The following is a 24,745-nucleotide window of genomic DNA, read 5'->3' as shown; positions in this document are numbered from 1 at the left end:
AGCTCGGGGATGAACCCCATAAGGATTGGACTGGGCGATGCCTTTATGCCATCACGCTGTTCGTAATTTAGTTTAAGGGACTGGTAACGCCTAATTGATCTTGGCTGGAGAGGCTATAGGTCAATGCTATGGAGTCATTTCGCTGGACGATGCACGTGCCTTCTCCAACGTCTTGACCACACTGCTCAGATTGATCAGCGTCATCCAACGGTTCTGCTCACCTCGACCAATACTGACCAGGCTGCGCACGCGGCCATTGACCGACCCGCTGCTGTTTACGCCGTGCTCCCAACCTGCCGGATGCTCGGACGCAGGGTGAGTGAAGCTTTCTATGGAGTCGGTACTGTTCACCACCAGCCCAAAACTGCCGAGCGTGCCTTTGACCAGCAACACCCTCGCCTGATTACTTTCGGGCAATGCTGTGCCTTCAATCAAACTGCTCAGGCAGACCAAGGGAATTTGCTCTCCACGCAGATTGAAGCTGCCTAACAGGTGGGACTCGCGCTGCGCAAAACGGGCAAACCGCACAGGCATGTCAAGAATCTCCAAGACCTGATCAAGTGGCACCACGAACTGCATGGCCGCCTGAAACACCAGGCAGGTCTGGTTTAGCCGACCGTTACGAGATGCCGCGGCTTCCTGGCCTGGAGGGCTGGCCTGATAGATCTTGGCAAAACTGAGCGTCTCTGGACGCTCAAGCAACGCTTGATGCTCGAGCAACAGCGCTTGCTCGCCGTTTTCAACACCGACAACACCCGCGAACAGCGCTGGTTCGCGCAGCCCATACGTAGGCAAAGGTAGAATTTCACTGGCTCGTTTGCGCACGATTGCAACCATGCGCTCGTAGGCCAAGCCGATGCGGTAACCCTCTCGAGAGGTCAAGACCAGCAACTGGTCTTGTCTCTCCGTGGCTGCCGGGCTCTCCAAACCCAGTACACGGTTGATACTCAGCGCCGGTACATCAACGCCGCGGCGATTGGTGACGCCCAAGCAATAATCAATGCCAAATTTGCTCGGCTCCATCTCCGGTCGATCGACCAGTTCGGTAATAGCTTTAGCGTCCACCGCATAGCGTTTTTCATCGCACTCAAATACCAGCAAGTGATGCAACGTCTGGGACTGATCCTGCACCTGTGCAACGTGATCAGCCTCTTTGGGGCGTGCTGTAAGCACCTGCGGCAAGCTGGAGAGCACCTCCAGATTGAGCAGGTAAATCATCCGGTCGTCGTCCAGCAATGCGAGTTCTGGCAGCAGGGCAACTGGCGCACCCTCCCCACTCAGATCACACAGGTTGCGCGATTCTATTTTCATCACATCACTGACCCCGCTGACGGCAATGCCCAGACGTCGGTCTTGATGATTGATGATGGCGACCATATCGGTGGGCTGGCCTCCGGCAACACCGAGTTCACCGAGTAACGAACGCAGATCGATAAGGGGCAACGCCTTACCGCGCAGGCTAAACATGCCGATCAGAGCAGCGCCTTGCAACGGATGAGGCTGCAGCCGCGTTGGCCAGTTGATCACCTGCTCCAATGCTTGGGCGTCAACGGCGATTTCCAGCTCCGCCAGCTTGAGCACCCCAAAAGCTCGGGAGTCAGTCATACACCGTCAACCTGACCGGGTGTACTCAGGCCTTCGCCCAACCCGTTAGCCGACTTGATACGGTTGAGTTCTCTGATCAGTTCAGAGACTCGTTCTGCCAAATGCTGCTGCTCATGCGTTGCCGCTCCGATGGTGTTCATCGCGTTGTTGGTCTTTGTGACTCCGGTAACGATGCGCTCGAATGCACTGCCCGCACTGAGGGAAATTTCGCTGCCTGTCTTGATACGGCGGACGGTTTCCTGAATCAACTTATTGATTTCGGTAGTGGCTTGAGACGACTTCTCGGCCAACTTGCGTACTTCGTCAGCCACCACCGAAAACCCCAGGCCGTGCTCACCCGCGCGGGCGGCTTCGATCGCGGCGTTGAAGGCGAGCATGTTGGTCTGACCGGCAATCTTGCTGATCACCTCGATGATCTCCTGGATGTCCTCTGCCGATTTACCGATGGTGTCCATCGCAAGCGCCGCTTCATTGAGCGTCTGGGAGCCGCGCTGTGCCTCATCCTGGGTAATGCGCGCCTGATCGTTGGCGTCACCGGTGGTCTTGACCACTTCGGAAATCGCGGCCATCAGCCGAGTGACCGAGTCGTCCATTGCCCGCGTCTTGGCTTCGATGGCTTCCTCAAGCTCAACCTGAGCTGTAATGTCGGTCGCAAACTTGACCACTTTATAAGGCTCACCTACGGCATTGAACACCGGATTGTAGGTGGCCTGAATCCAGATGTTTTGCCCGTATTTGCTGATGCGCTTAAAACGGCCATTAAAAAATTTGCCACTGCTCAGCGAGTTCCAAAACTCACGGTATTGCGTGGTCTTGACATACTCAGGCTCACAGAAAAGTCTGTGGTGCTGTTTCTTTAATTCCTCAGCACGGTACCCCACCAACTCAAGGAAATTGCTGTTGGCGGAGAGAATGTTGCCGCTCAGGTCAAACTCGATAACACCCTGAGCGCGGTTGATCGCGTTGACCTTGCCCTCATGCTCCATCGTGCGCAATTTGGTTTCAGTCACATCGGTGGCAAACTTCACGATCTTGTAAGTGTGCCCTTGGGCATCAAGGATTGGGTTGTAGGAGGCTTGAATCCAGACGTCATTACCGTCCTTGCTCATGCGCTTGTATTCATTTGAATCGTATTCGCCCTTTCCGAGCTTCTCCCAAAACTCGCGGTATGCATGAGAGTTCGCGTGTTCCTGGTCACAGAACATGCGGTGGTGTTGCCCAACGACTTCTTCGAGGGAGTAGCCCATCGCCTGAAGAAACTTGTTGTTGGCAGTCAATACATAGCCATCAGGAGTGAATTCGATCAAAGCCTGGGAGCGCTCGATGGCGGCGATCTTGCTTTCCCATTCGGCATTGCGGTTGCGGGCTTCAGTGACATCACTGGCAAATTTGACGATTTTGATCGGTTTGCCTTGGGTGTCCATGACCGGATTGTAGGTTGCCTGTAACCACACCTGACGACCGTCTTTTGCCTGGCGCTGATACTGACCGGCGTCAAATTTGCCGGTGCCCAACTTCTCCCAGAACATCAGATATTCTTTGCTGGTCGCATAGTCGGGCATACAAAACAATCGGTGATGGCGACCACGAATATCCTCAAGCTCGTATCCCATGCAATCGAGAAAGTTCTGGTTGGCATAGAGCACATTACCCTGCAGATCGAACTCGATCACCGCTTGGGAACGGTCGATGGCGCTCAGCAGCGAGCTTAGATCAGCGCCCGATTGGGAAAGATCGGCAAGAGGATTCAGTCGTTCGGTCATGGGCAAATCCGCAAAGTATTTTGAGTGGCTGGGCTCCATCCCTGAGGGTCAATGGCAACCGTAGTCACCTTCTAAAGCTCGATATCGTCTCTTTCGTGTCCTTGACGGGTACGTCTAGGCCAGGAAATTAAACGCTTCAGAATAGGTATCGATGAGGGATGCTATAAACTTTAGAAAAAGTTGTACATTTTTTTATTAATGTACAGTTATGGAACTTTTCGGCGTGGGTGATGACGCTTTGCTATCGCCGCCCAAGGTCACATCATCCGAGAACCCCCGCCCCAACATTTACTTCATTCCTGCTTCTCCAAGACCCACTGCCAAAACAATTGATACCCCACAGCCAACACCACCGGCCCGATAAACAGGCCGATGATCCCACTGGTGACCATCCCTCCCAGCGCACCGATCAATATCACCGGCATAGGCACATCAACCCCTCGACCCAGCAGCAGTGGTTTGAGTACGTTGTCTACCAGGCCGGCGACGAACACATAAATCGAGAACACAATCGTCCCGGTACTGGCGCCCTCGGTTGCGATGACAAAGACGATCACTGGCAACGTAATCAGCGTCACCGGTAATTGCATGATGCCAAGCAGCAGCACCGCGAGCGCCAGGAGCCCGGCACCCGGTACGCCTTTGAGCACAAACCCCAGCCCCACCAACAGCATCTGGATGAAGGCGATGCCCACCACGCCCAGCGCTACCGCACGGATGGTTGCAGTACAGAGCACAGCCATGCTCGGGCCTTTGATCGGGCCGCTGATGCGCGAAGCAATAAGCACCGCGTTCCGGCTGCCAGCCTCGCCATGGGCCATGAACAAACCCGCGATGACCAAGGCAAAGATGAACGTAAGAAATCCCATGCCGACGCCGGCAAGTTTGCTCAGCAGGGTCAAGCTAAGCCCTTTAATTTGCGGGATGTACTTCTCCGTAAGACCAGGCAGATCGCTGGAAGCCTGAAGCCAGAGGGCCGAAAGTGGTTTGCCCACTAGCGGCCAATCGGCAACTGAATCGGCCGGCGCTGGAATATGGAAGCCGCCGTTTTTAACCAGACCCATGGCATGCTCGACCGAGTCGGCGATGGAGGTGCCTAGCAGGTATATCGGCACCATGAGAATAGCGATGGCGATCAGCACGATGAGGGCCGCGATGCGCCCCTCCTTGTGTCCCGCCCTCCCCCTGAGGCGCTCTTGCAAGGGGTAAAGCGTGATTGCCAGGATCACCGACCACAGCATCAGGTCGCGAAACGGCTGAAAAATCTCAAAGCAAAAAAGCACCAGTATCGCGATCAGCCCCGCACGTATCAGGACATCGAGCAGGCCGCGAGAAAATGTCTTTTCGGAGATAGGCGTGGGCACCATGGATGTCTCCTTATAGGTCGCTGTTACACAGCGCGAGGAATCAGAAATGGCGGAAGGCAGCCGGAGTCGAACCTGCCCGGGAACGGATGCCGTCCCCAACCGGGTTTGAAGCCCGGCCGCGCCACCGGGCGCGATTGCCTTCCTTGAACTCAGTGCTCGAATGGTTGAACCAGTGCATTGTCGAGCCGAATCAGGCGTCTCTCACCCACACGCCGAGTCAGGCCAATCCGGTCGAAGTATTCGAGAATCTGCACGCTGCGCTTGCGGCCCAGCTGCACGGCGTCGCGAAACGTAGCGACTTGAATCACCGGATTTTCGCCAGCCAGTTGCAACAGCATAGCCGCCATTCGGCGCAGTACCCGGTCGGTGTAAAAGAGGTCGCGGACCACCTGATGTACCAGGCCCAGGCGCGCCATCTTGCGCAGCAGCAAGCGCACCGCCATTTCATCATGGCCAAGATCTCGCACCCACGGTGTATCAAAACCCGCCTGCTCGAACATCGGCTGCAAGTGCTGCCATAAACGTTCGTCGTCTGCGCTCAAGCGCACCTGATGATCGGGCAAATGTAACCACGCGCCATTGGTGACGATGGCCCCACTGGCTAGGAGTTCATCGAGCAAACTGATAAACGTCGCACGCTCCAGCATGTTGCCAGTGAATCGGCGCAGTCGATCCCGATCAGGGCCCATTTGATCCGGTTCCAGCTCATGAAAGCGTGCCAGATGCTTCAGCAACAGGGCTTTAAGCGCTGACCAGCGACTTGAACTGAACAGTAAAGGCCCCTGCCGGGTGTCGATCAGCCTTACGCCATTGGCCAGAACCCAACTGTCCCGAGTTCGGTTGAACTGGCGTTCAAGACGCTGCGGGTCAAGCCCTGAGTCACTGTTGGCCAACAAGGCAGGTAGCACTTCTTCCAGTGTTCCCAGGGTGGCGAGCGCTTGCAGTTGTGCCAGTCGCTCGGGGCTGCGGCGCTGTCGGGTGGGTGCAAACGGGTCCAGGACCTGGCCGCCACCCAAGGTGCGCTGGGCGCTTGAGTCACGCAGGATCAAGGGGTCGCCTTTCACCGCCTGCACCGGCTTATTCAGCAGAAGCTGCGCAAACATTCGCTGACCCGGTGCCAGGCTCTGGCCCCCCAGCAAGGCCACACGCCCCGTCACATCCTGCGTGCCGAGATGCACATGCACCGGATGAAAATGTTCAAAGGCGGCATGTTCGCTGGGCAACAGGTACATCTCGATGTCCAGTCGCTGGGTCGGCGCATGCAGCCACTCGGCCAGCAGCCAATAGCCCCGGTGAATCTGTTCGAGTGACAGACGCTCGGCGCTCAGGTTCAACGCGACGCGTTGCCCGGCGAATGCTTGGTCCGTGGTCTGATTTTGCGCGTGCAGGCCCCGCACTCGCACCGGTTTGCCGCTGGAGCCCAGGCTTAGCGTGTCGCCGACCGCGACGTGTCCAGACAACGCGGTCCCCGTCACCACGATCCCGGCACCCGCCACACTGAAGGCTCGGTCAATTGCCAAGCGAAAGCCGCCATGGGTGCTGCGCTGCAAGACATCACCCTGGGCTTGCAGCAACGCCTGACGCAAGTTTTCGACACCCTCGCCAGTAACGCTGGACACGTCAATCAGCGCCGCGCCAGCAAATGGACCTGAGGCCAGCAACGCTGTCATTTGCTGATGCACGTTCAGCACTCTGCCGGGATCAACCCGGTCGCACTTAGTGATCGCCACTATCGCCCGAGGAATGCCCAGCAATTCGACGATCGCCAAATGCTCCCGTGTCTGGGGCATCACGCCGTCATCGGCGGCTACCACCAACAACACCAGATCGATGCCCTGAGCCCCGGCGAGCATGTTGTGGGTGAAGCGCTCGTGTCCCGGCACGTCGATAAAACCGGTGAGTGCCGCCCCTGGCTCCAGCGCCGTGTAGAGATAGCCAAGGTCGATGGTCATGCCCCGCTCGCGCTCTTCCCGACGACGGTCGCCAGCCTGCCCGGTCAACGCCTGGAGCAACGAGGTCTTGCCGTGGTCGATGTGTCCCGCCGTGCCGACAATCACCCTGCTGCGCCCTCCTCTGTCAGATGACCGAGTTGAGCCAGCCACCCCGCTTCGTCGTCCAGTTGCCTCAAGTCCAGCCACAAAGCGTCATCGTCGATACGACCTAGTACCGGAATCGGCAAGCCGCGAAACATCGCTTCCAACTTGAGCAACTCTCGACCGCGTAGGCGTTTGGAGACTATTGGCCGCAGGCTGAGTGCCGCGCTTGGCAGGCGCGCCACGGGTTGGCTGCCGCTACCAATCATGCCGAGGGCAGGCACTACGCAGACGCTCCAGCCATCACCCAGCACCTTCATCAATGAAGGTTGCAGGCGTTCGGCCTGGGCGAGGATGTCAGCCTGCGGACGGGTGAGTAGGCGCAAACTTGGCAAGCGCTCGGCCAGTCGGTCTGGATCACGGTACAGCCCGAGCACCGCTTCGAGGGCTGCAACGGTCAGTTTGTCGACCCGCAAAGCGCGTTTCAGCGGATTCTTTTTGATCCGTGCGATCAGGTCCTTCCTCCCCACAATCAGACCGGCCTGTGGGCCGCCGAGTAACTTGTCACCGCTGAACGTGACAATGTCCGCGCCATCGAGCAACGCTTGACGCACCGTCGGTTCAGCGGGCAGCCCCCAGCGCGTTAAGTCCAGCAAACTGCCGCTGCCCAGGTCTTCGAGCAACGGTAAGCCATGTCGATGAGCCAACTCAGCCAACTCGGCGGTGGGCACCTGTGCGGTAAATCCTTCGATCCTGTAATTGCTCGCATGCACCCGCATGACCAAGCCACTGCGTGGCCCGATGGCCGCTTCGTAATCCTTGGCGTGCGTGCGATTCGTCGTCCCGACTTCATGCAGCTTCACCCCCGCCCTGGCCATGATGTCGGGAATGCGAAAAGCACCACCGATCTCGATCAGTTCACCTCGGGAGATGATGCCTTCCTTGCGCGCGCCCAAGCTATTGAGCGTCAGCAGCACGGCGGCGGCATTATTGTTGACCACGGTGACCGCTTCGGCACCGGTCAGCTCACGGATCAAGCCTTCAATCAAGTCATCACGGTCGCCGCGTTTACCCGTGCGCAGGTCGAATTCGAGATTGATCGGGTAGCGCGCCGCCATGTGCATCGCATTGATGGCCTCCTGCGGCAACAGTGCTCGACCCAAATTGGTGTGCAGCACCGTGCCCGTGAGATTGAACACCCGCCGAACCTGACTGCGGTGTTGAGCAAAAAGACGCTCAGCGGCCCGCCCTGCCAACACCTCAGGGGTCATTTCAACGGCGGCCAACTGCCCTGAAAGCATGGCTTCGCGCAGGTCATCGAGCAGTTGTCGCAAGCTGGCCAACAGCGCGTCGCGCCCATAACGCTGGGCCAACGGCTGGCAGGCCGCATGACGCAGCAAACTGTCGATGGAAGGCAGGCGCAAGGCTTGACTGGCGGGCGTTGAGGACATCAGGGGCTCCGGAAAAATTGACCGTCGCGCCTGAGTGTAGACGTTGAGTTCAAAGGGACTCGCTCAGTCGCCTCCGGGTGCCAGCAACAGATTCGGCGCCAAACGCTGATAGCCTTCCTGCTCCAGGCGCATGTCCAGAATCAGGCTACTCAGGTCGGCCGAGAGCGCTTCGGCTTCGGCATCGTTCTCGAGATAGATCTGCTTGAGATAGCTATTGCAGCCAGGGCAGATTTCCGCCCGCAGCGGCGCCTGATTAGCGGCGTGCCGATCATCCTCAAGACTCACGTAATCCAGGCCCTTGCTCTGTTCGCAATACACACATTTGACCCGCACCACATGCCACTCGCAGGCGCACAGTGAGCACACCAGATAGCGCAAGCCGTTGTATTTGGCACGATGACGAATAACCCCGGCCATGGCCGGTGAACCACAGGCCGGGCACTGGCTGAGGCTATCGCCAGGCTTGAGCTCCAGATTGGGCGTGTCCAGCAACCAATGACTCCAGCACGCTTGCAGCGCCGCACCAAGGAACGGCACCAGCGCTGCCGGAAGCAGCGCGTATTGACCGCTGACCAGCGATATACCCCACGCCTTGAGTTGACCGGCGTTGGCATTGCGCAGCATCGTCACGGCTTTTTCGATCGCAGGTTGCGCGGGCGGCTGATATCGCTGTAACAGAGCGTGCAGGTACGGCAACCAAGCGTCCTCGCGCACCAGCGTGTCAGCGGCAAACGGCGGTAAACCGTGTTGCTGACACTGCTTAAGACGCACCGGATCGAGCATCACGTTTGCCGGCGGCGCATCCATCAGATTTTGCTGGAGATGACACAGGCCGGCGACCAGGCGCAGGTAGTCGGCGAGCGGATGCCCCTCCGCCAAACGCTCCAGCCGTAATGCCCGCAAGGTAAACAGGTTACGCGGCGGCAGGTGCAGAAACGGCGGTGAACTTGCCGCGGCTTCTATTTCTCCAGGCTCAAGAATCGTCGCCAAGTCATCCTCCTTTCTTGCTGATTGGCCGGTCCTGCGTCTCGTCCCGAGTCACGTCTCGATACCAGAGTGCGTGGTGTTTTCTGGCCCATGCGCGGCTGACCCAGCCATGCAACATAGCCCCGACCGAGCCTTTGATCCAGATTCCGGCATAGATATGCACGATGATGCTCAGCACCAGCACGAACCCCGCGAGCGCGTGCAGCAAAATGGCCCAGCGAATCGTGGTAATGCCGAAATACACACTGAACCAGGCACGCCAGATCACCAGCCCACTGAACAGCAACGCCAACATGCAAGCCAGTAACGTCCAGAACAGCAGCTTCTGCCCAGGGTTGTACTTACCGATGGGCGGCACGCCCTCTTCCTCGTTACGGATGACTCGCCCCACGCGCTTGAGCCACAGCCCATCGTTGCGAATAAAGAAATTGGCGCGCCAAAAACGGATCACCAACCCGAGGAACAGCACAAACATCACCACGCCCATGTACGGATGCAAAATCCGCGTCCAAGGCCCACCGCCAAACAGGTTGCTGAACCAGAACAGCGCCGGATGAAACAACGCCAACCCCGAAAGCGCGGCCATGAAAAACAGGATGGCTACCAGCCAATGGTTGGTGCGCTGGTTGGACGTGTAGCGAAGGATCGGTTTACGGCTCATGGCCTGTCCTCCCCGCGTGGATCGAAGGTATGGACCGCAGGATCGACTTCATGGACCGTCGAGTCCTTGACTGTCGACTGCTCGTCCTCTTCCACCCGCTGTGGCCCGATGCGCACGTAATGGAAGAAGCCGGCCAGCACCGCCGCGCCCATGGCCAATAGCGCCAGAGGTTTACTCACGCCTTTCCATAAGCCTACCAGCGGACTGATCGCCGGGTCCTTCGCCAGACCGGCGTACAGCTGAGGCGTATCGGCATGGTGCAGCACGTACATCACATGCGTGCCGCCGACGCCCAACGGGTCGTACAATCCGGCATTTTCGAAGCCACGACTTTTCAAATCGACGATACGTTCGGCCGCGTGTTCTTTCATGTCTTCCTTGGTGCCGAACACGATGGCCCCGGTCGGGCAGGTCTTCACGCATGCCGGTTCGAGGCCAACGGCCACTCGGTCCGAACAGAGGGTGCATTTGTAAGCCTTGTGATCCTTTTGGGAGATACGCGGGATGTTGAACGGGCAGCCGGTGATGCAATAGCCGCAGCCGATGCAATGGTCCTGATCGAAATCGACGATGCCGTTGGCGTGCTTGATGATCGCCCCTGGGCTGGGGCACGCCGCCAGGCAACCCGGTTCAGCGCAGTGCATGCAGCCGTCCTTGCGGATCAGCCATTCAAGGTTGCCGGCGTCGGTTTCATGCTCAGTGAAGCGCATCAGCGTCCAGGTGTCGGCGCTCAGGTCTTGAGGGTTGTCATAGGTGCCGAGGTTATGGCCGACGTCGTCACGCAACTCGTTCCATTCCGAGCAGGCGACCTGGCAGGCCTTGCAGCCGATGCACTTGGTGGTGTCGATCAGCTTGGCCACTTCCTCGATGTTGCGCACCGACGGCGGGACGGTGGTGGTGGCAGAACGGGCAATGATGTCTTGGCTGGCCATCTAGACTTTCTCCACGTTAACCAGGAATGACTTGGATTCCGGGGTCTGCGAGTTGCCATCGCCGAGAAACGGCACCAGGGTATTGGTCAGGTAGCCGTGCCGCGTCAGCCCGGTAAAACCCCAGTGCAGCGGGATACCGATGTGGTGTACGACCTGGCCGTTGACCTGCAAGGGACGAATCCGCTTGGTCACCACCGCCACCGCTTCGATAAAACCACGCTTGCTGCTGACCCGTACCCGATCACCGGCGACGATGCCCTTCTCTTTGGCCAGCACTTCGCCGATCTCGACGAACTGCTCAGGCTGGGCAATTGCATTGAGCTTGCAGTGCTTGCTCCAGAAGTGGAAATGCTCGGTCAACCGATAGCTGGTGGCGGCGTAGGGGTAATCCTTGGCCACACCGAGGGTTTCCCAGACGGAATCGAAGATGCGCGCTGCCGGGTTACTGGTGGCTTTCTTGTTGTTGGGGTGCAGCGGGTTGATGCCGATGGGCGTTTCGAACGGCTCATAGTGTTCAGGGAACGGCCCTTCAGCCATTTTGTCGACGGCGAAGAACCGGGCCACGCCTTCGGGGTTCATGATGAACGGGTTCATCCCGGCCTCCGGTGGCACGTCGGCCTTATAGTCCGGCACGTCTGTGCCGCCCCAGACCTTACCGTTCCACCACACCAAGCGTTTGTTCTCGGCCCACGGTTTACCTTGCGGGTCCGCTGAGGCGCGATTGTAGAGAATCCGCCGGTTCATCGGCCACGCCCAAGCCCAGCCCAAATGTTGCTTCATGCCGTAAGGGTCGCTGTTGTCACGGCGGGCCATCTGGTTGCCCATTTCAGTCCAGCTGCCACAGAAAATCCAGCAACCGGACGCCGTACTGCCGTCGTCCTTGAGTTGTGCAAAGCCGCTCAGTTGCGAGTTGCCCTTGATTGCCGTGCCGCCAGCGTCGGTAAAGTCAGTGATGGCGTAGCCGTTGATCTCCTTGGCCAGCTCCTCCGGCGACGGTTCGTCGGTGATTTTGTACGGCCACGACAACTTCAGGATCGGATCGGCAAACGCTCCGCCCTTTTCCTGGTAACGCTTGCGCAAGCGCAAGAATAGCTGGCTCATGATGCTCACGTCAGTGCGGCATTCGCCCGGCCCGTCGGCGCCTTTCCAGTGCCATTGCAACCAGCGGCTGCTGTTAACCAACGAGCCGTCTTCCTCGGCGAAACAGGTGGTGGGCAGGCGGATGACTTCGGTCTGAATGTCAGCGGACTTCACATCGTTGTACGGTCCGACATTGCGCCAGAACTCTGAAGTTTCGGTGGACAGTGGGTCCATCACCACCAGCCATTTGAGCTTCGCCAACGCCGCCATTACCCGGTTTTTGTCCGGCAGCGCGGCGATCGGGTTGAAGCCCTGGCACAGGTAGCCGTTGACCTTGCCCTGCCCCATCAAGTCGAACATTTTCAGGATGTCGTAGCTGGGAATGTCGAGCTTCGGCAGGTAGTCGTAGGCCCAGTGGTTGTCTGCCGTGGCGTTGGCGCCATACCAGGCTTTCATCAGGCTGACGTGGAACTTGCCGTAGTTTTGCCAGTAAGACAGCTGCCCCGGCCGCAACGGTTTGAGCGCACGTTTAGCGATGTACGTGTCGTAATCCTGCTCAGCGTCGCCGGCCAGTGTCAGGTAACCAGGCAACGAGTTGGAGAGCAAACCAAGGTCGGTCAGGCCCTGAATATTGGAGTGCCCGCGCAAGGCATTGACCCCGCCGCCCGGCATCCCGACGTTACCCAGCAGCAGCTGCACCATCGCCGCGCTGCGGATGATCTGCGAGCCGATGGAATGCTGGGTCCAGCCCAGGGCATAAAGAATCGTCATGGTCTTGCCCGGTTGCGAGCAGGTGGCGATTTCTTCCCAGATTTTTTGGATCGCTTCTACGGGCATGCCGCAAATCTGGCTGGCCAGGTCAATGTGGTAACGGCTGTAATGCACCTTCATCAGTTGGTAGACGCAGCGCGGGTCTTGCAGGGTTGGATCGACTTTGGCAAAGCCGTCCTCACCCATTTCATAGCCCCAGCCGGACTTGTCGGTGTAGGTGCGTTTGGCCGCATCGTAACCGCTGAAAATGCCGTCCTCGAAACTGAACCCGGCTTTGACGATGAACGACACGTCGGTATAGGCCCGCACATACTCGTGCTGGATCTTGTCTTCGGTCAGCAGGTAATTGATCAAACCGCCCATGAAGGCGATGTCGGTGCCGGTGCGAATCGGTGCGTAATAGTCGGCCACGGACGCGGTCCGGGTGAATCGCGGATCGACCACGATCAGCCGCGCCTTATTGTGCGCCTTGGCTTCGGTCACCCATTTGAAACCACAAGGGTGCGCTTCTGCTGCGTTGCCACCCATCACCAGGATCAGATTCGCGTTGGCGATATCGGTCCAGGTATTGGTCATGGCACCACGGCCATACGTCGGGGCAAGACTTGCCACCGTCGGACCGTGTCAGACACGCGCCTGGTTATCGAACCCCAGCATGCCGAGACTGCGAATGACTTTATGGGTCAGGTAGCCGGCTTCATTGGACGCCGCCGAGGCTGCGAGAAAACCGGTGGTCAGCCAGCGGTTCACTGTCTGGCCCTGCGCATTTTTCTCAACGAAATTGGCGTCGCGGTCAGCCTTCATCAGGTCGGCGACGCGGTCCAGCGCTTCATCCCAGGACACGCGAGTCCATTCGGTACTGCCCGCCTTGCGCATCTGCGGGTACTGCAAGCGGTCGGGGCTGTGAATGAAATCCAGTAGTCCCGCCCCTTTGGGGCAAAGGGTGCCGCGGTTGACCGGGTGGTCGGCGTCACCTTCAATGTGGATGATGTTTTGGGCGACGTTCTTCGCCGTGTCGCCCTGGCTGTACATGATCAAGCCGCAGCCGACCGAGCAGTATGGGCAGGTGTTGCGGGTTTCATGGGTGTGCGTGAGTTTGAAATGACGCACTTGCTCGGCGAAGGCCAGCGTCGGGGCCATGCCCAACGCGCCAAGGCTAGAGCCTGCAAGGCCGATACCCGCGACCTTGAAGAATTGACGACGACTGAGATCCATCGTGCACTCCTGTTCAGGTGGAACCCGGCGCGTTAGCCGGATTTTCTGTACAAACACGCTGACGGCAGCAAGGCCGTCGACACTCAAACTCTAGCCAATGCGCCAGTGCGCGTGACGGAAACCGACCGGTGGAAGCGCAGACGCTGGCAATGCCGGCGGTGACGGCCTGGTCCCGAGCACGTTAGCGTCCATCAGGATTGGCGCTTATCATGGTCGCCGGATTCCCTCCCTGCCTTTTATGAGACTGAGCATGACTTCCGATTTCGATCAGGTGTTCGACCGCCACGCCACCGGCAGCACCAAATGGAGCCGCTACCCGGCTGATGTATTGCCGATGTGGGTTGCCGACATGGATTTCGCCGCGCCTGCGGTGATCATCCAGGCCCTGCAAAAACGCCTGGAGCATCCGATGCTCGGTTACAGCGTGGCCCAAGACACCTTGCGCGACGCGATCGTGGCCGATCTCTGGAACAAATACGCCTGGCGCGTTCAACCCCAGGAACTGATCTTCCTGCCGGGGGTTGAACCCGGCTTCAACATGGCCTTGCACGCGCTGGTCAAGCCCACTCAAAACGTTGTCGTACAAACCCCGAACTACCCACCGTTGCGCCATGCTCCGGGCCATTGGGGGCTGAACAAAGTCGAGCTGGAGTTCGTCACACAGGCTGATGGCACCTATGCCACGCCGCTCGACGCACTGCGCGAATCCTTGACCGGTGGCGGCGCGTTGCTGCTGAGTAACCCGCATAACCCGCTGGGCAAAGTCTTCCCGCGGGAAGAGTTGCAAGCGGTGGCCGATATCTGTTTGGAGCAGGACGCGTGGATCATCTCCGACGAAATCCACGCCGAACTCTGCTTTGACGGTCGCGTACACATTCCCACAGCCTCGTTGAGTCCCGAAATTGCCCAACGCACCCTCACACTGATGTCGGCGAGCAAGGCCTACAACATCGCTGGGCTGAAGACCTCGTTCATGATTATTCAAGACCCGGCGCTGTTGATGCGCGTCAATAATGCCCGCTCCGGCATGGTCGATAGCGTTAACCCGTTGGGCCTTGAAGCCACACGCGTCGCCTATAGCGAGGGTGGCCCTTGGCTGACGAGGTTGATGGCGTACCTGCAAAATAACCGTGATTACCTGGTAGACGCGGTTCGCACGCGACTGTCGGGCGTGACCCTGAAGGTGCCTCAAGGTACTTATCTGGCCTGGCTCGATTGCTCGGCGTTGGGGCTGGACAATCCCCAGCAGTTCTTTCTTGAGCAGGCGAAAGTGGGGTTGAGCGCCGGACTGGACTTCGGCGATCACAGCCAGCAGTTTGTGCGCCTGAACTTTGGCTGCCCGCGGGCGTTGCTGGAGGAAGGAATCAAACGGATGGAGGCCGCGTTGCTCACGCGAAACGGTTGATTGGCTCGATCCTGAGGCCCGCCGACCCGGTGCCGGCAGCCGCCGTGCGGATATAAATGATTCGCTGAAAGTGGCTGTCAGGAACCGGGGTTGGTGACTTGGATGTAAAACGAGTAGCTGCCCAGCAACATCCAGAACACGGCAAAGATCCACGGCGTGCGCACGGAAAATAACAGCGACTTGCGATAACCTTTGTGGCTCGATTCTGTTTCGCAAAACAGCGGCGACTCGTCATAAGCGAGCCCCATCAACGGTTCGCTGCGCAGCAATTCACTCTGCTTGAAATGCCAGTGATCGATGATGTCGTAAGCGGCGCGAATCCCCGGCCACGCATTCAGCGAACTGAGCAGCCCCAGCAGCGCCAAAAACGGTGGCACGACGATAGTGAACAGCTTGCCCCACTCAGGGTTGAGGTTGGCCATGCAAGACGCGAAGGCAATCACTAAAAATGACTGTGCTGCCAAGTAAGCATCCGTGCGATTGGCCAGGATGCTGGTTTCGTACTGGATTTCCCGGCGGTAGAAATCCAGACGTTCCTTGGGTGAGCCAAACATTTTGGCGTTGTGTTCACTTAGCGTTTCTTCAGCCGTTGGCTCGGTCAGTATTCTGGGCACGGGGTTCACACAAAAGGGCAGAGAATTTTTAGAAGAACCTTGCTCTGACAAGTTCAGCTGCAAACGCTGAAGTGCTGACCAGTGACCGCCACTGGGGGGCAAAAGCGTCAGCGCGAGTGACTGCCCTGCCCGGTTTCAACCGACCACCAGCTCGGCAGTAATTGCCGGACCTTGTGCTCGCCAAAACGGTCGTCGATCAGCATCACCACCCCTTGATCCTGCTGGGTTCGGATCACCCTTCCCGCTGCTTGTACCACCTTCTGTACGCCAGGAAACAGGTAGGTGTAGTCATAGCCGGCGCCGAACATCGCGGCCATACGCTGTTTCAACTGTTCGTTGACCGGATTGAGCTGCGCCAACCCCAGGGTGGCAATAAAAGCGCCGATCAAGCGTGCGCCGGGTAAATCGATGCCTTCGCCAAAAGCCCCGCCCAGTACCGCAAAACCAACGCCCTGACTGTCAGCGGTGAACTGATCGAGAAACGCTTGGCGCTGTCCTTCCGCCATCCCCCTGGATTGTGACCACTGGGGAATGTGCGGGTGTGTTTCAACCAATAACTGCGCCACTTGCTGCAAATAATCAAAACTGCTGAAAAATGCCAGGTAATTGCCGGGTCGCCGTGCGAATTGGCGCGCGATCAGTTCGACGATGGGCGCGAGGGACGTCTGACGGTGGACGAAACGTGTCGATATCTGGTTGACGATGTGTACCTGCAACTGGTCAGCCTGAAATGGCGACTCAACGTCAATCCATACCGTGTTGGCCGGGGTGCCCAACAGGTCGGCGTAATAATGCCGTGGGCTCAGCGTGGCGGAAAACAGCACGGTGCTGCGCGCAGCCGTCAGGCGTGGGCGAATGAAACCAGCAGGCACCACGTTGCGTAGACACAGCTGTGACAGGGGGCGCTTGCGGTCGAGGTCGCGCTTGCTGATGTCGAACAGAAACTGCTCATCGAACAACTCGGCCACCCGACTGAATTGCAGAATCTCGAAATAAAACCCCTGTAAATCGCTGTCCAGGCCTTGGGGATGATCGTTGAGGTAGTCGCCGATGCTGGCGCTGCACAACGACAGGGCCTGCAACAGCTTTTCGGGCGGCTTGTCATAGGCCTGATACGCGCCAAGTTGCGGGGCCTGCAACGCATTCCACTCACGATTGATCCGTTGCAACGATTTCTTCAGGGCTTCAGGGGCGGTTTTGCGCACCGCATTCAAGGTCGCCTGGTCCAGGCTCGCGCTGTACATCTGCCGGCCGCGTTCCACGAGGTTGTGGGCTTCGTCCACCAGCACTGCGACGTTCCATTGGTTGGCCTGGGCCAGTGCGAACAGCAACGCGCTGAAATCGAAGTAATAGTTGTAGTCGGCAATCACCACGTCTGCCCATCGCGCCATTTCCTGGCTCAGGTAATAGGGGCATACCGCGTGTTTCAGCGCGACGTCGCGCAGCGCGCTTTGGTTTAGCAGAGTTAACTGGCTGGCGGCTTGGCGGGCGGCGGGCAAGCGATCATAAAAACCTAGTGCCAACGGGCAGGACTCACCGTGACAAGCCTTGTCCGGGTGTTCGCAGGCCTTGTCCCGGGCGATCATCTCCAGCACTCGCAACGGTGGCGCGTCGGCGCTGTCGATAATCACCTGCGCGGCGTCCAGCGCCAGTTTGCGTCCCGGGGTTTTCGCCGTGAGGAAGAACACCTTGTCCAGTTGCTGCGGACCGAGGGCTTTGAGCATCGGAAACAACGTGCCGATGGTCTTGCCAATGCCGGTCGGGGCTTGGACCATCAGACAACGCCCGGTACTCACGGCCTTGAATACTGATTCGGCCAGATGGCGCTGGCCCGGACGAAAGTCGGCATGCGGAAACGCCAACTGCCGTGCCGCTTGATTGCGCCCTTCTCGATGGACCATTTCCTGCTCAGCCCAGTGCAGAAAAAACCGGCAATGCTGTTCGAAGAACAGCTCAAGGTCCACGGCACTGTGCGATTCAATCAGGCAGGTTTCCTTTTCACTGACGATATCGAAATACACCAACGCCAGGTTGATCTGCGACACCTGCAATTTCTGGCACATCAGCCAGCCGTATATCTTCGCCTGCGCCCAGTGCAACAGGCGATGGTTGGCCGGTTGCTGACTCAGGTCACCGCGGTAAGTTTTGATTTCCTCCAGGCAGTTTTGCTGCGGGTCGTAACCGTCAGCCCGGCCTTTGACGCTCAACGTTTGAAACTGCCCCTCCAGCGCCACTTCGCTTTGGTAATGATCACTGCGCCGTGAGGCCACCGTTCGATGGCCGACAATCCCTTCCAGTGCCGTCGGCGAGGGCGTGAAGCGCAGGTCGAGGTCGCCGACCTTGGCGGTGAACTCGCACAACGCCCGAACAGCAATGCGATAGCTCACGTGTGGTCCGCCCATTGCACATAGCAGACGGCAATCGGCATCTGATGCTCATGGCAGAACTCCAGCCAACGCAGTTGGTTGTCTTGCAGGCGATCGCCAGGACCTTTGACCTCGATCATGCGGTAGGTTTTGTCGTGCGGCCAGAACTGGATCAGGTCCGGCATGCCGGTGCGATTGGCCTTGATGTCCAGCAACAGGCGATTGAACCAGCGCTTGAGGTGGTCAGCGGGCAGGCAGTCCAGCGCCTGAGCCAGCAACTCTTCGGTCAACGCACCCCAGAAGACAAAGGGCGACTGCACCCCCCACTTCGTCACGTAGCGTTCAGTAATCGTTTGCACATAACGCCCGTCGTCGAGTTCGCCCAGGCAGGCCTGGAACAGTTCCGCGCGGCGGCTGTGAAAGTCCTCATGGAGCAAGTCCACCGGCCCGCGCTGGAACGGGTGGAAAAAAGCCCCCGGTAACGGCGCGAAAATAGCCGGCCAGCACAGCAGCCCGAACAGCGAGTTGATCAGACTGTTCTCAACGTAATGCACGGGCGCCGAAGCCTCTGCCAGGTGTGCCTGAACGTAATACTCCACCGAGCGCGCAGGATCGGTCCTGGATAACTGCACGTCCAGGCGCAACATTGGCCGAGGGCTTGCCCGTTTCATCGGTGCGCCGCCCAGTTTGCGTCGAAGCCTTGGCAGTACACGCAGTAAATGCTGCTGCTCGGCCGCGCTTTCCGGGGATTGCTCAGCGTCTACCGCCAGTTGCATGGCCAACGCATATTCACCACAGCGCTCCAGCACACGAATTCGCCGCTGGCGGGCGCCGGGGTAAGCGCAGTCGCGGTAAATGCTCAGGGCGCCGGGGAAATCGCCAAGGCGTTCGCACTGTTGTGCGATTTGAAACAACAGCTTGCCCCGGCGTCGTTGTAACCAAGGGTTGTCCAGGTTCAGTGCGTTGATGTCTGCGACGATGTCCGCGACCGGCTCACCCGACTCGAAGCGCTGCTGACACTCATGCAGGAACACACCGGCGTCCACGTCCTCGCGGCAGCGCAGGCCACGTGACGCGGCACAAAACTCGACTTTCTCGTAGCTAAAAATACCCAGGTCGGCCAGCACGAACTCGGACCAGTCCTGGTAAAGGTTGCCGAAAAACATCAAGCGCAGGCGGTCAATCAGGGCCATGGTGGTCAGACTAAACAGCCGGTCATCCAGTTGCGGGCTCCACTGTCGTAAGCTGCGAGCCTCGGTAAACTGCTCGCTCAGTGGCCCGAGCCAGTCGGCTTTTTTGCCTTTAGGCTGAGCGATGGCATGACTCAGGCACTGGAGAATTTCTGCTTTGAGCAACACGTCGAACAACGATTCGATGGACAGCGGCGATTGCTCATCGATCCAGCCCAGCGCCAGTAATGGCCCAGCCGCACTGGCAATGTCGCCGATCTCGAGGTACTTCAACTTGCTGGCCCTGAAGTGCAAGCCCTTGCGCATGACCATTCGCACCAGCAGCGCCCGGGACTCGCGGGGCAACTGGTTGAACTCACGAATGAAGTCCTGCTCGTCACTGTTCAATACATCGGCGTAGCGATGTTCAAGCCAATCAAGCACTTGCATGAAGTTGTTCAAGTAGTAGAACGGATCGTCGAGCGGGTTTTCAGTCACAGAAAAAAGGGCCATGGCAAGCGAATACTGGATATGCGTACAGATACCAGCTACGCCCTGCCCGTTGCAAATGGAAAAGGATGGGCGGCGAACTGATTAAGCCAATTTTGCCGGGTGATCGAACTTTTCGTCGATCCGTCGCACCAATCGGCATACCACTGAGTTAACGACCCGCCCCCATCGAGCCGGTCGCCTATTTTAGAAAATGATGAGAGGTGTACATGAATATCAAGACTCTGGGCTTGCCTGTCGCGGTAGCGGCGTTCCTGGCCCTGGCCGGTTGCTCGACACCCACGGTGGTGACTTTGCAGAACGGCACCCAATATTTGACCAAAGACATGCCGAAAACCAAGACCAAGGACGGCTTCTATGAATTCGAGGATATTTCCGGAGCGAAGGTCAGGGTCAATGGCAACGATGTAGCAACAGTGCGCAAGGAAGACTAACGACCGCGCTATCGCTCATAGAGGGCAGACTCGCTTCCACACTGAGTCGCGGCCTAATGTGGAAGCGGGCCTGCCCGTGAAGAGGCCTTACACACTCACGGCAAAATCAGGGCATTCCTGGAATGCCGGTATCACAGACGCTATAGCGCTCGCCGCGCTTGAGCATTTCGTCACGCAGTCTTTGGCAACGCTCAAATTCCTGCTGCACCGAATGGTCGATACTGATGTTGCCGGTCACTTCAGGCTTTTTCCCGTCACCGAGACGAATGTTCGCCCAAGGCTGTTCAGGCTGAAGCTGAAAGAGACTTTTCTCTTCGATGGGTTTGAGTAGGGCTGCCGCTGACGGCTTTGGCAGTTCATCCGGGGTCATGCCATAACGGCTCAAAATCGAATGCTGAGGCAGTTCTGCAGCGGCGTTTGCCGATAACACGGCTAAAACCATTCCCAAAGCAAAACGCTTGCTGTTACTCACTGTTTTGAATCTCCTGTGTTCAATGGCGGCATGCCGCGTGTGCGCAATAGACATAACGCAAACGCGGGCTGATGCTTTAGTGCCAGTTCCTGCGGGTGCAGGGATTGGAGTCAAAGAGTGGCCAGCAAGTCACCGTATTACCGGTTTATCATTCTTCCCAAGCAGACTCGCTCCCCCGCTGGATCAACAACCATGGGAGCGGCCTGGCTTGTGAAGAGGTCCTTGCCGGCGCCACAAGATGTTCAGGCGATCACAATTCCTGAACCCGACACGCTGCTGAGCCCCACCCCGACCAGCGTTACCGAGTCGTGGCCAAACGTAAGCACCGTGTCGTGCCCGACCGTTGTCGCATGGGCTCGGTAGTCGTCATTTGGCGTCACGCCCTGGACCCCGATAAACACCAGTTTGTCACTGGCCTGATAGCCGACAATTCGGTCTTGGCCAAAGGCTCCGTTGAACAGAAAGGTATTGATCCCGCCGCCCGATTCCATCAGGTCGTTTCCAGCGCCGCCGACAAACACGTCGTTGCCCTTGCCGCCGATCAAGTGATCATCGCCGTCCAGGCCAAACAACCAGTCGCCTCCTGCATGAGCCTTCAGCGTATCGGCCCCTACCCCGCCTTTGACCGTCGAGGCGTATGACGTTAGGTTGTTACCCACTTTGAGGCCTTCGGCGGTGACACTGTGGGTCACATCCCCTTTGAATATTCCCCAGAGAAATCCGGGCTCCTTGGTGATGATGCTGCCGATGTCGCGGGTGATGCTGATGCCGCCATTCGCATCGCGCACATACAGATTGCCGGCGCCATCATTGGCAAAGTCGAAGTTTTTCACCGACTGCTGCAGGTCCAGCACGTTGTTGCCCTTGCCGCCCAGGATGATGTTGTAGCCACCACCGTCGCGGAAGGTGTCGTCGCCATCGCGGCCTTCCAGATAATCGTTGCCCGTGCCGCCCTGGATCAGGTCGTTGCTGTCGCTGCCGATGATGAACGTGCTGCCCTTGTGGGCTTCAGCGTTACGATTGAGGTCCTGTACCCAGGTAGTGGCGCGCGCGGGATCCGAGAGATTGGCGACGATGAGGGTCGAATCTTTGCTGGTCAGGTCGTAGAACGTTGATCCAATGATCCTGTTCATGCCGTCGCCGTAAGCCGTCGGCAAATGCGAAATCCAGGTCGGAACGTTGAGGATGGAAAACGGCAGGACATTCCACGCCGTCGAAGCGTAATGATCGTTGAAACTGACGATGTTGTCGGTGGCCGACTCTTTGGGGGCATCGTGTACGCCCACTGACGCCAGGTTGAACGTCGAGCCGTCGAGGGCGCGAAATACCGGATCGTTTTCGTAACCGACATTAAGCACTTTGTCGGTGCTGCTTTGGGTCGGTGAAGCATAGGCAATGTAGTTGGAGTCCTTGTAGAACCCCGACCATTTACCCGTGCTCAAGTCCGCCAGGCTATTGACCGCCAGCCCGCCAAGGCTGTGGCCACTGACCAATACGTCCTTGCCCGACAGGCCATTGGCGCTGGCAAACGCGGCGACGTTACCCAGTAGTTTGCCGAACGCTTCACCAACGTAATTTTTCGCGTAGTCCTTGGGCCCCAAAGCGGCCAACAGATCGTTGATGATGTCGCCGATCGAATCGCTGATCTGGATTTCCCGAGGGCCGCTGGTGCCACGAAAGGCAATGCCGATTTCAGTGAGATGACCCTGGGCGTCGTACTTGCCGAGAATCTCGACCTGAGCGCTGGTAAACCCGGCCTTCTCGCCGTAGAAGGTTCCCCTTGCGTCAGTCTTGCCGTCATAGCCCAACTGTGAAGCCGTGATGGGCGTCCAGCCGGCCTTTTTCACCGCATCGAGTGCGAGTTTTTCAGAATCGGGGTTCCACGGAACGCCGGGGATGACGCCCTGCGAGTCGGTGCCGCCAATCAGCGCGGTGACCAGCGTTGCCGGTAGCCCGAGGCCGAAACCGTTGTGCTGATAACCGCTGGCAAAACCGTTATCGAGGTTGTGATAGGCATACAGCGTGATCGCCATGGCGTCGGTAAACAATGCCTTGGAATCTGCTGTGCCGAAGTGTTTGTAGTCGTACACACCCATTGGGTATCGCCTCTCTCTTTGTTGGAATTGTCAGAGATAGCTCACAACCAGGACACCTCACTGACGAGGCGCCCCGGAGCATTCAGTACGTGCAGCTTTTGTTACGCGAACGTGATGTTTGAAGTGGACAGGTTATCCAGCCCGACCCCGACCAGGGTCACTGCGAAATCGCCCACACTGAGCACCGTGTCATGGCCCGACTGTGAAGCATGTTGTTTGTAGTCGTAGCCCTGCCCTGCGCCCTGGACACCCATGAACACCAGCTTGTCGCTGCCCTGATAGCCATTGATCGCGTCGAAACCAAAGGCACCGCTGAACAGGAACGTGTTGTTGCCGCCCGAGGCATACATCACGTCATTGCCGGCGCCGCCAACGAAGGTGACATGGCTCTTGTCGCTGCGCAGCAGATCGTCACCGGCGTTGCCGAACAGCCAGTCACCGTCGCCAGTGGCCGTCAAGGTGTTGCCATAGGCATCACCATTGAGCGAGTAGTTGTAGTGGGTCAGTTCGCTACCGTTGAGTAAACCGTTGGCGCTGACGGTGTAGGTGATCTCCTTGCTGCTCATGCCCCACCAGCCGCTCGACTCCTTGCTCACCAGTGCGCCGATGTCTCGGGTCAGGCTGATACCGCCGTAGGCGTCACGCACGTAAAGCGTGCCATCGCCGTCATTGGCAATACTGAAATTCTGCAACGGTTTTTGCAGTTCGAAGGTGTTGCTGCCCTTGCCGCCGAGCAAAATGTTGTAGCCACCGTCATCGCGGAACCGGTCGTTACCGTCCCGGCCTTCAAGAAAATCATTACCGGCGCCACCTTTGAGCAAGTCGTTGCTGTCGGTGCCAATGATGAACGTGGTGCCGGTGTGCGGTTCGCCGCTGCGGCCCAAGTCCTCGACCCAGGTTTTGCTTCGCGACGACTCGGTGAGGTTGGAAACGATGACGGTCGAGTCTTTGTTGGTGAGGTCGTAGAAACGCGAGTCAATCACCCGGTTCAACCCGTCGTCATAGCCCAGCGAGCCGTGGGCTGACCAGCTCAGCGGGTTGAGGATGCTGAACGGCACCAGGTTCTGTGCAGTGGATGCGTAGTGATCGTTGAAGTTGACGATGTTGTTGGTCGCCGACGCCTGATGAGCGTCGTGTTTGCCCAAGGACGCATGGCTAAAGGTGCTGCCGTCGAGTGCGCGAAACACCGGATCGTTTTCGTAGCCTATGTTGAGCACGTTGTGACCCGTGCTGCTTTGGGTCGGCGAGGCGAACGCCACGTAGTTGGCGTCTTTGAAGAAGCCACCCCAGTGGGTGCCGCTCAGTTGCGCGAGGCTGTTGACCCCAAGCCCGCCGAGGCTATGACCGCTGATCAGCACGTCCGTGGCGCTCAGACCATGGGCGATGGCGAACGCGGCGACGTCTTTGAGCAAACTGTCGAAGGCGTTTTTGCTGTAGTTCGTTGCGTAGTCCACGGGACCGACCGCGGCCAGCAGGTTGTTTTTCAGGTCGCCAAAAGTGTCGCTGTAACCCAGGCCACCGGTCCCACGGAAGGCTACGCCGAGGCCGATCAGCTTGCCGGCGGCGTCATATTTGCCGAGGACTTCGGCTTCGGCGCTGGTAAACCCGTCCTTCTCGCCGAAGAAAGTACCTTGCGCACCGACCTTGCCTTGGTAACCCAGCGCTTTCGCGCCAATCGGCGCCCACCCGGTCGCCGGCAAGGGTTGGTCCGTGGGAGCGTAAGCGTAAAGCGTCAGCGCGATGGCATCGCTGTACAGCGCTTTGCCGGCCGCACTGCCGGCGTTTTTGTAATCAAACAGTCCCATGCTTTGCAT

Annotated in this window: 16 protein-coding genes, 1 tRNA gene and 2 pseudogenes; 2 read left to right on the top strand and 17 right to left on the bottom strand. The window is 58.4% G+C overall.

Annotated elements, in window-relative coordinates; genetic code table 11:
- Positions 1-126: 126 nt before the first annotated feature.
- The 11 genes and pseudogenes from RHM68_RS12865 to fdnG all read right to left on the bottom strand — a co-directional run bounded on the left by RHM68_RS12865 (position 127) and on the right by fdnG (position 13,865).
- The gene (locus RHM68_RS12865) at positions 127-1,605 is read right to left on the bottom strand and encodes a chemotaxis protein CheW (RefSeq protein WP_322223548.1); all 1,479 of its coding nucleotides are present in this window, start codon (positions 1,603-1,605) and stop codon (positions 127-129) included.
- Positions 1,602-2,069, bottom strand: a pseudogene (locus RHM68_RS26720) (methyl-accepting chemotaxis protein); the annotation flags it as partial. The gene RHM68_RS12865 and the pseudogene RHM68_RS26720, both read right to left, overlap by 4 nt.
- A 162-nt stretch (positions 2,070-2,231) precedes the next feature.
- Positions 2,232-3,368 (bottom strand): annotated as a pseudogene (locus tag RHM68_RS26715) (PAS domain S-box protein); the annotation flags it as partial.
- A gap of 293 nt (positions 3,369-3,661) precedes the next feature.
- Positions 3,662-4,735 (bottom strand): AI-2E family transporter, encoded by a 1,074-nt coding sequence (locus RHM68_RS12855; protein WP_322223544.1) that lies wholly within the window; start codon positions 4,733-4,735, stop codon positions 3,662-3,664.
- A gap of 47 nt (positions 4,736-4,782) precedes the next feature.
- Positions 4,783-4,878: transfer RNA gene (locus RHM68_RS12850), tRNA-Sec, on the bottom strand.
- A 6-nt stretch (positions 4,879-4,884) separates the two neighbouring features.
- Positions 4,885-6,792 (bottom strand): selenocysteine-specific translation elongation factor, encoded by a 1,908-nt coding sequence (gene selB, locus RHM68_RS12845; RefSeq protein ID WP_322223542.1) that lies wholly within the window; start codon positions 6,790-6,792, stop codon positions 4,885-4,887.
- A complete protein-coding gene (gene selA / locus RHM68_RS12840; protein ID WP_322223540.1) occupies positions 6,789-8,219 on the bottom strand; it encodes an L-seryl-tRNA(Sec) selenium transferase in 1,431 nt (476 codons plus the stop codon). The genes selB and selA overlap by 4 nt, the downstream gene beginning before the upstream one ends.
- Before the next feature lie 63 nt (positions 8,220-8,282).
- Complete coding sequence (gene fdhE / locus RHM68_RS12835; RefSeq protein ID WP_322223538.1) at positions 8,283-9,209, bottom strand: formate dehydrogenase accessory protein FdhE; 927 nt, start codon at positions 9,207-9,209, stop codon at positions 8,283-8,285.
- Position 9,210: 1 nt separating this feature from the next.
- The gene (locus RHM68_RS12830; protein ID WP_322223536.1) at positions 9,211-9,867 is read right to left on the bottom strand and encodes a formate dehydrogenase subunit gamma; all 657 of its coding nucleotides are present in this window, start codon (positions 9,865-9,867) and stop codon (positions 9,211-9,213) included.
- Positions 9,864-10,799: a formate dehydrogenase subunit beta gene (gene fdxH, locus RHM68_RS12825; protein ID WP_322223534.1), complete on the bottom strand. Its 936-nt coding sequence runs from the start codon at positions 10,797-10,799 to the stop codon at positions 9,864-9,866. Before fdxH ends, RHM68_RS12830 begins: the two co-directional genes overlap by 4 nt.
- A complete protein-coding gene (gene fdnG, locus RHM68_RS12820) occupies positions 10,800-13,865 on the bottom strand; it encodes a formate dehydrogenase-N subunit alpha (RefSeq protein ID WP_322223532.1) in 3,066 nt (1,021 codons plus the stop codon).
- A 250-nt stretch (positions 13,866-14,115) separates the two neighbouring features.
- Here fdnG and RHM68_RS12815 point away from each other — a divergent pair, with 250 nt between their 5' ends.
- A complete protein-coding gene (locus RHM68_RS12815; RefSeq protein WP_322223530.1) occupies positions 14,116-15,270 on the top strand; it encodes a PatB family C-S lyase in 1,155 nt (384 codons plus the stop codon).
- Positions 15,271-15,347: 77 nt separating this feature from the next.
- Here the strand turns inward: RHM68_RS12815 and RHM68_RS12810 are convergent, their stop codons facing one another.
- From RHM68_RS12810 to RHM68_RS12800, 3 genes are all read right to left on the bottom strand, one after another.
- Entirely contained in the window at positions 15,348-15,884 is a 537-nt protein-coding gene (locus tag RHM68_RS12810; protein WP_322223527.1) for a hypothetical protein, read from the bottom strand.
- A 107-nt stretch (positions 15,885-15,991) separates the two neighbouring features.
- The gene (locus RHM68_RS12805) at positions 15,992-18,271 is read right to left on the bottom strand and encodes an ATP-dependent DNA helicase (RefSeq protein ID WP_322223524.1); all 2,280 of its coding nucleotides are present in this window, start codon (positions 18,269-18,271) and stop codon (positions 15,992-15,994) included.
- Positions 18,268-19,932: a VRR-NUC domain-containing protein gene (locus RHM68_RS12800; RefSeq protein ID WP_322223522.1), complete on the bottom strand. Its 1,665-nt coding sequence runs from the start codon at positions 19,930-19,932 to the stop codon at positions 18,268-18,270. Before RHM68_RS12800 ends, RHM68_RS12805 begins: the two co-directional genes overlap by 4 nt.
- Positions 19,933-20,138: 206 nt before the next feature.
- On the opposite strand from RHM68_RS12800, the gene RHM68_RS12795 reads away from it, so the two are divergent.
- Positions 20,139-20,363, top strand: a complete 225-nt coding sequence (locus RHM68_RS12795) for a YgdI/YgdR family lipoprotein (RefSeq protein ID WP_322223520.1) — start codon at positions 20,139-20,141, stop codon at positions 20,361-20,363.
- Between the two features lie 106 nt (positions 20,364-20,469).
- Here the strand turns inward: RHM68_RS12795 and RHM68_RS12790 are convergent, their stop codons facing one another.
- From RHM68_RS12790 to RHM68_RS12780, 3 genes are all read right to left on the bottom strand, one after another.
- On the bottom strand, positions 20,470-20,835 hold the full coding sequence (locus RHM68_RS12790; protein ID WP_322223517.1) for a hypothetical protein: 366 nt from the start codon (positions 20,833-20,835) through the stop codon (positions 20,470-20,472).
- A gap of 242 nt (positions 20,836-21,077) precedes the next feature.
- Entirely contained in the window at positions 21,078-22,931 is a 1,854-nt protein-coding gene (locus RHM68_RS12785; RefSeq protein ID WP_322223515.1) for a polyurethanase, read from the bottom strand.
- 101 nt (positions 22,932-23,032) lie between these two features.
- On the bottom strand, positions 23,033-24,736 hold the full coding sequence (locus tag RHM68_RS12780; RefSeq protein WP_322223513.1) for a polyurethanase: 1,704 nt from the start codon (positions 24,734-24,736) through the stop codon (positions 23,033-23,035).
- Between the last annotated feature and the right edge of the window lie 9 nt (positions 24,737-24,745).

The organism is Pseudomonas sp. DC1.2, from assembly GCF_034351645.1.
Lineage (GTDB): Bacteria > Pseudomonadota > Gammaproteobacteria > Pseudomonadales > Pseudomonadaceae > Aquipseudomonas.
The sequence above is the reverse complement of the archived record's forward strand: the minus strand, read 5'-3'. Positions and strand labels throughout refer to the sequence as shown.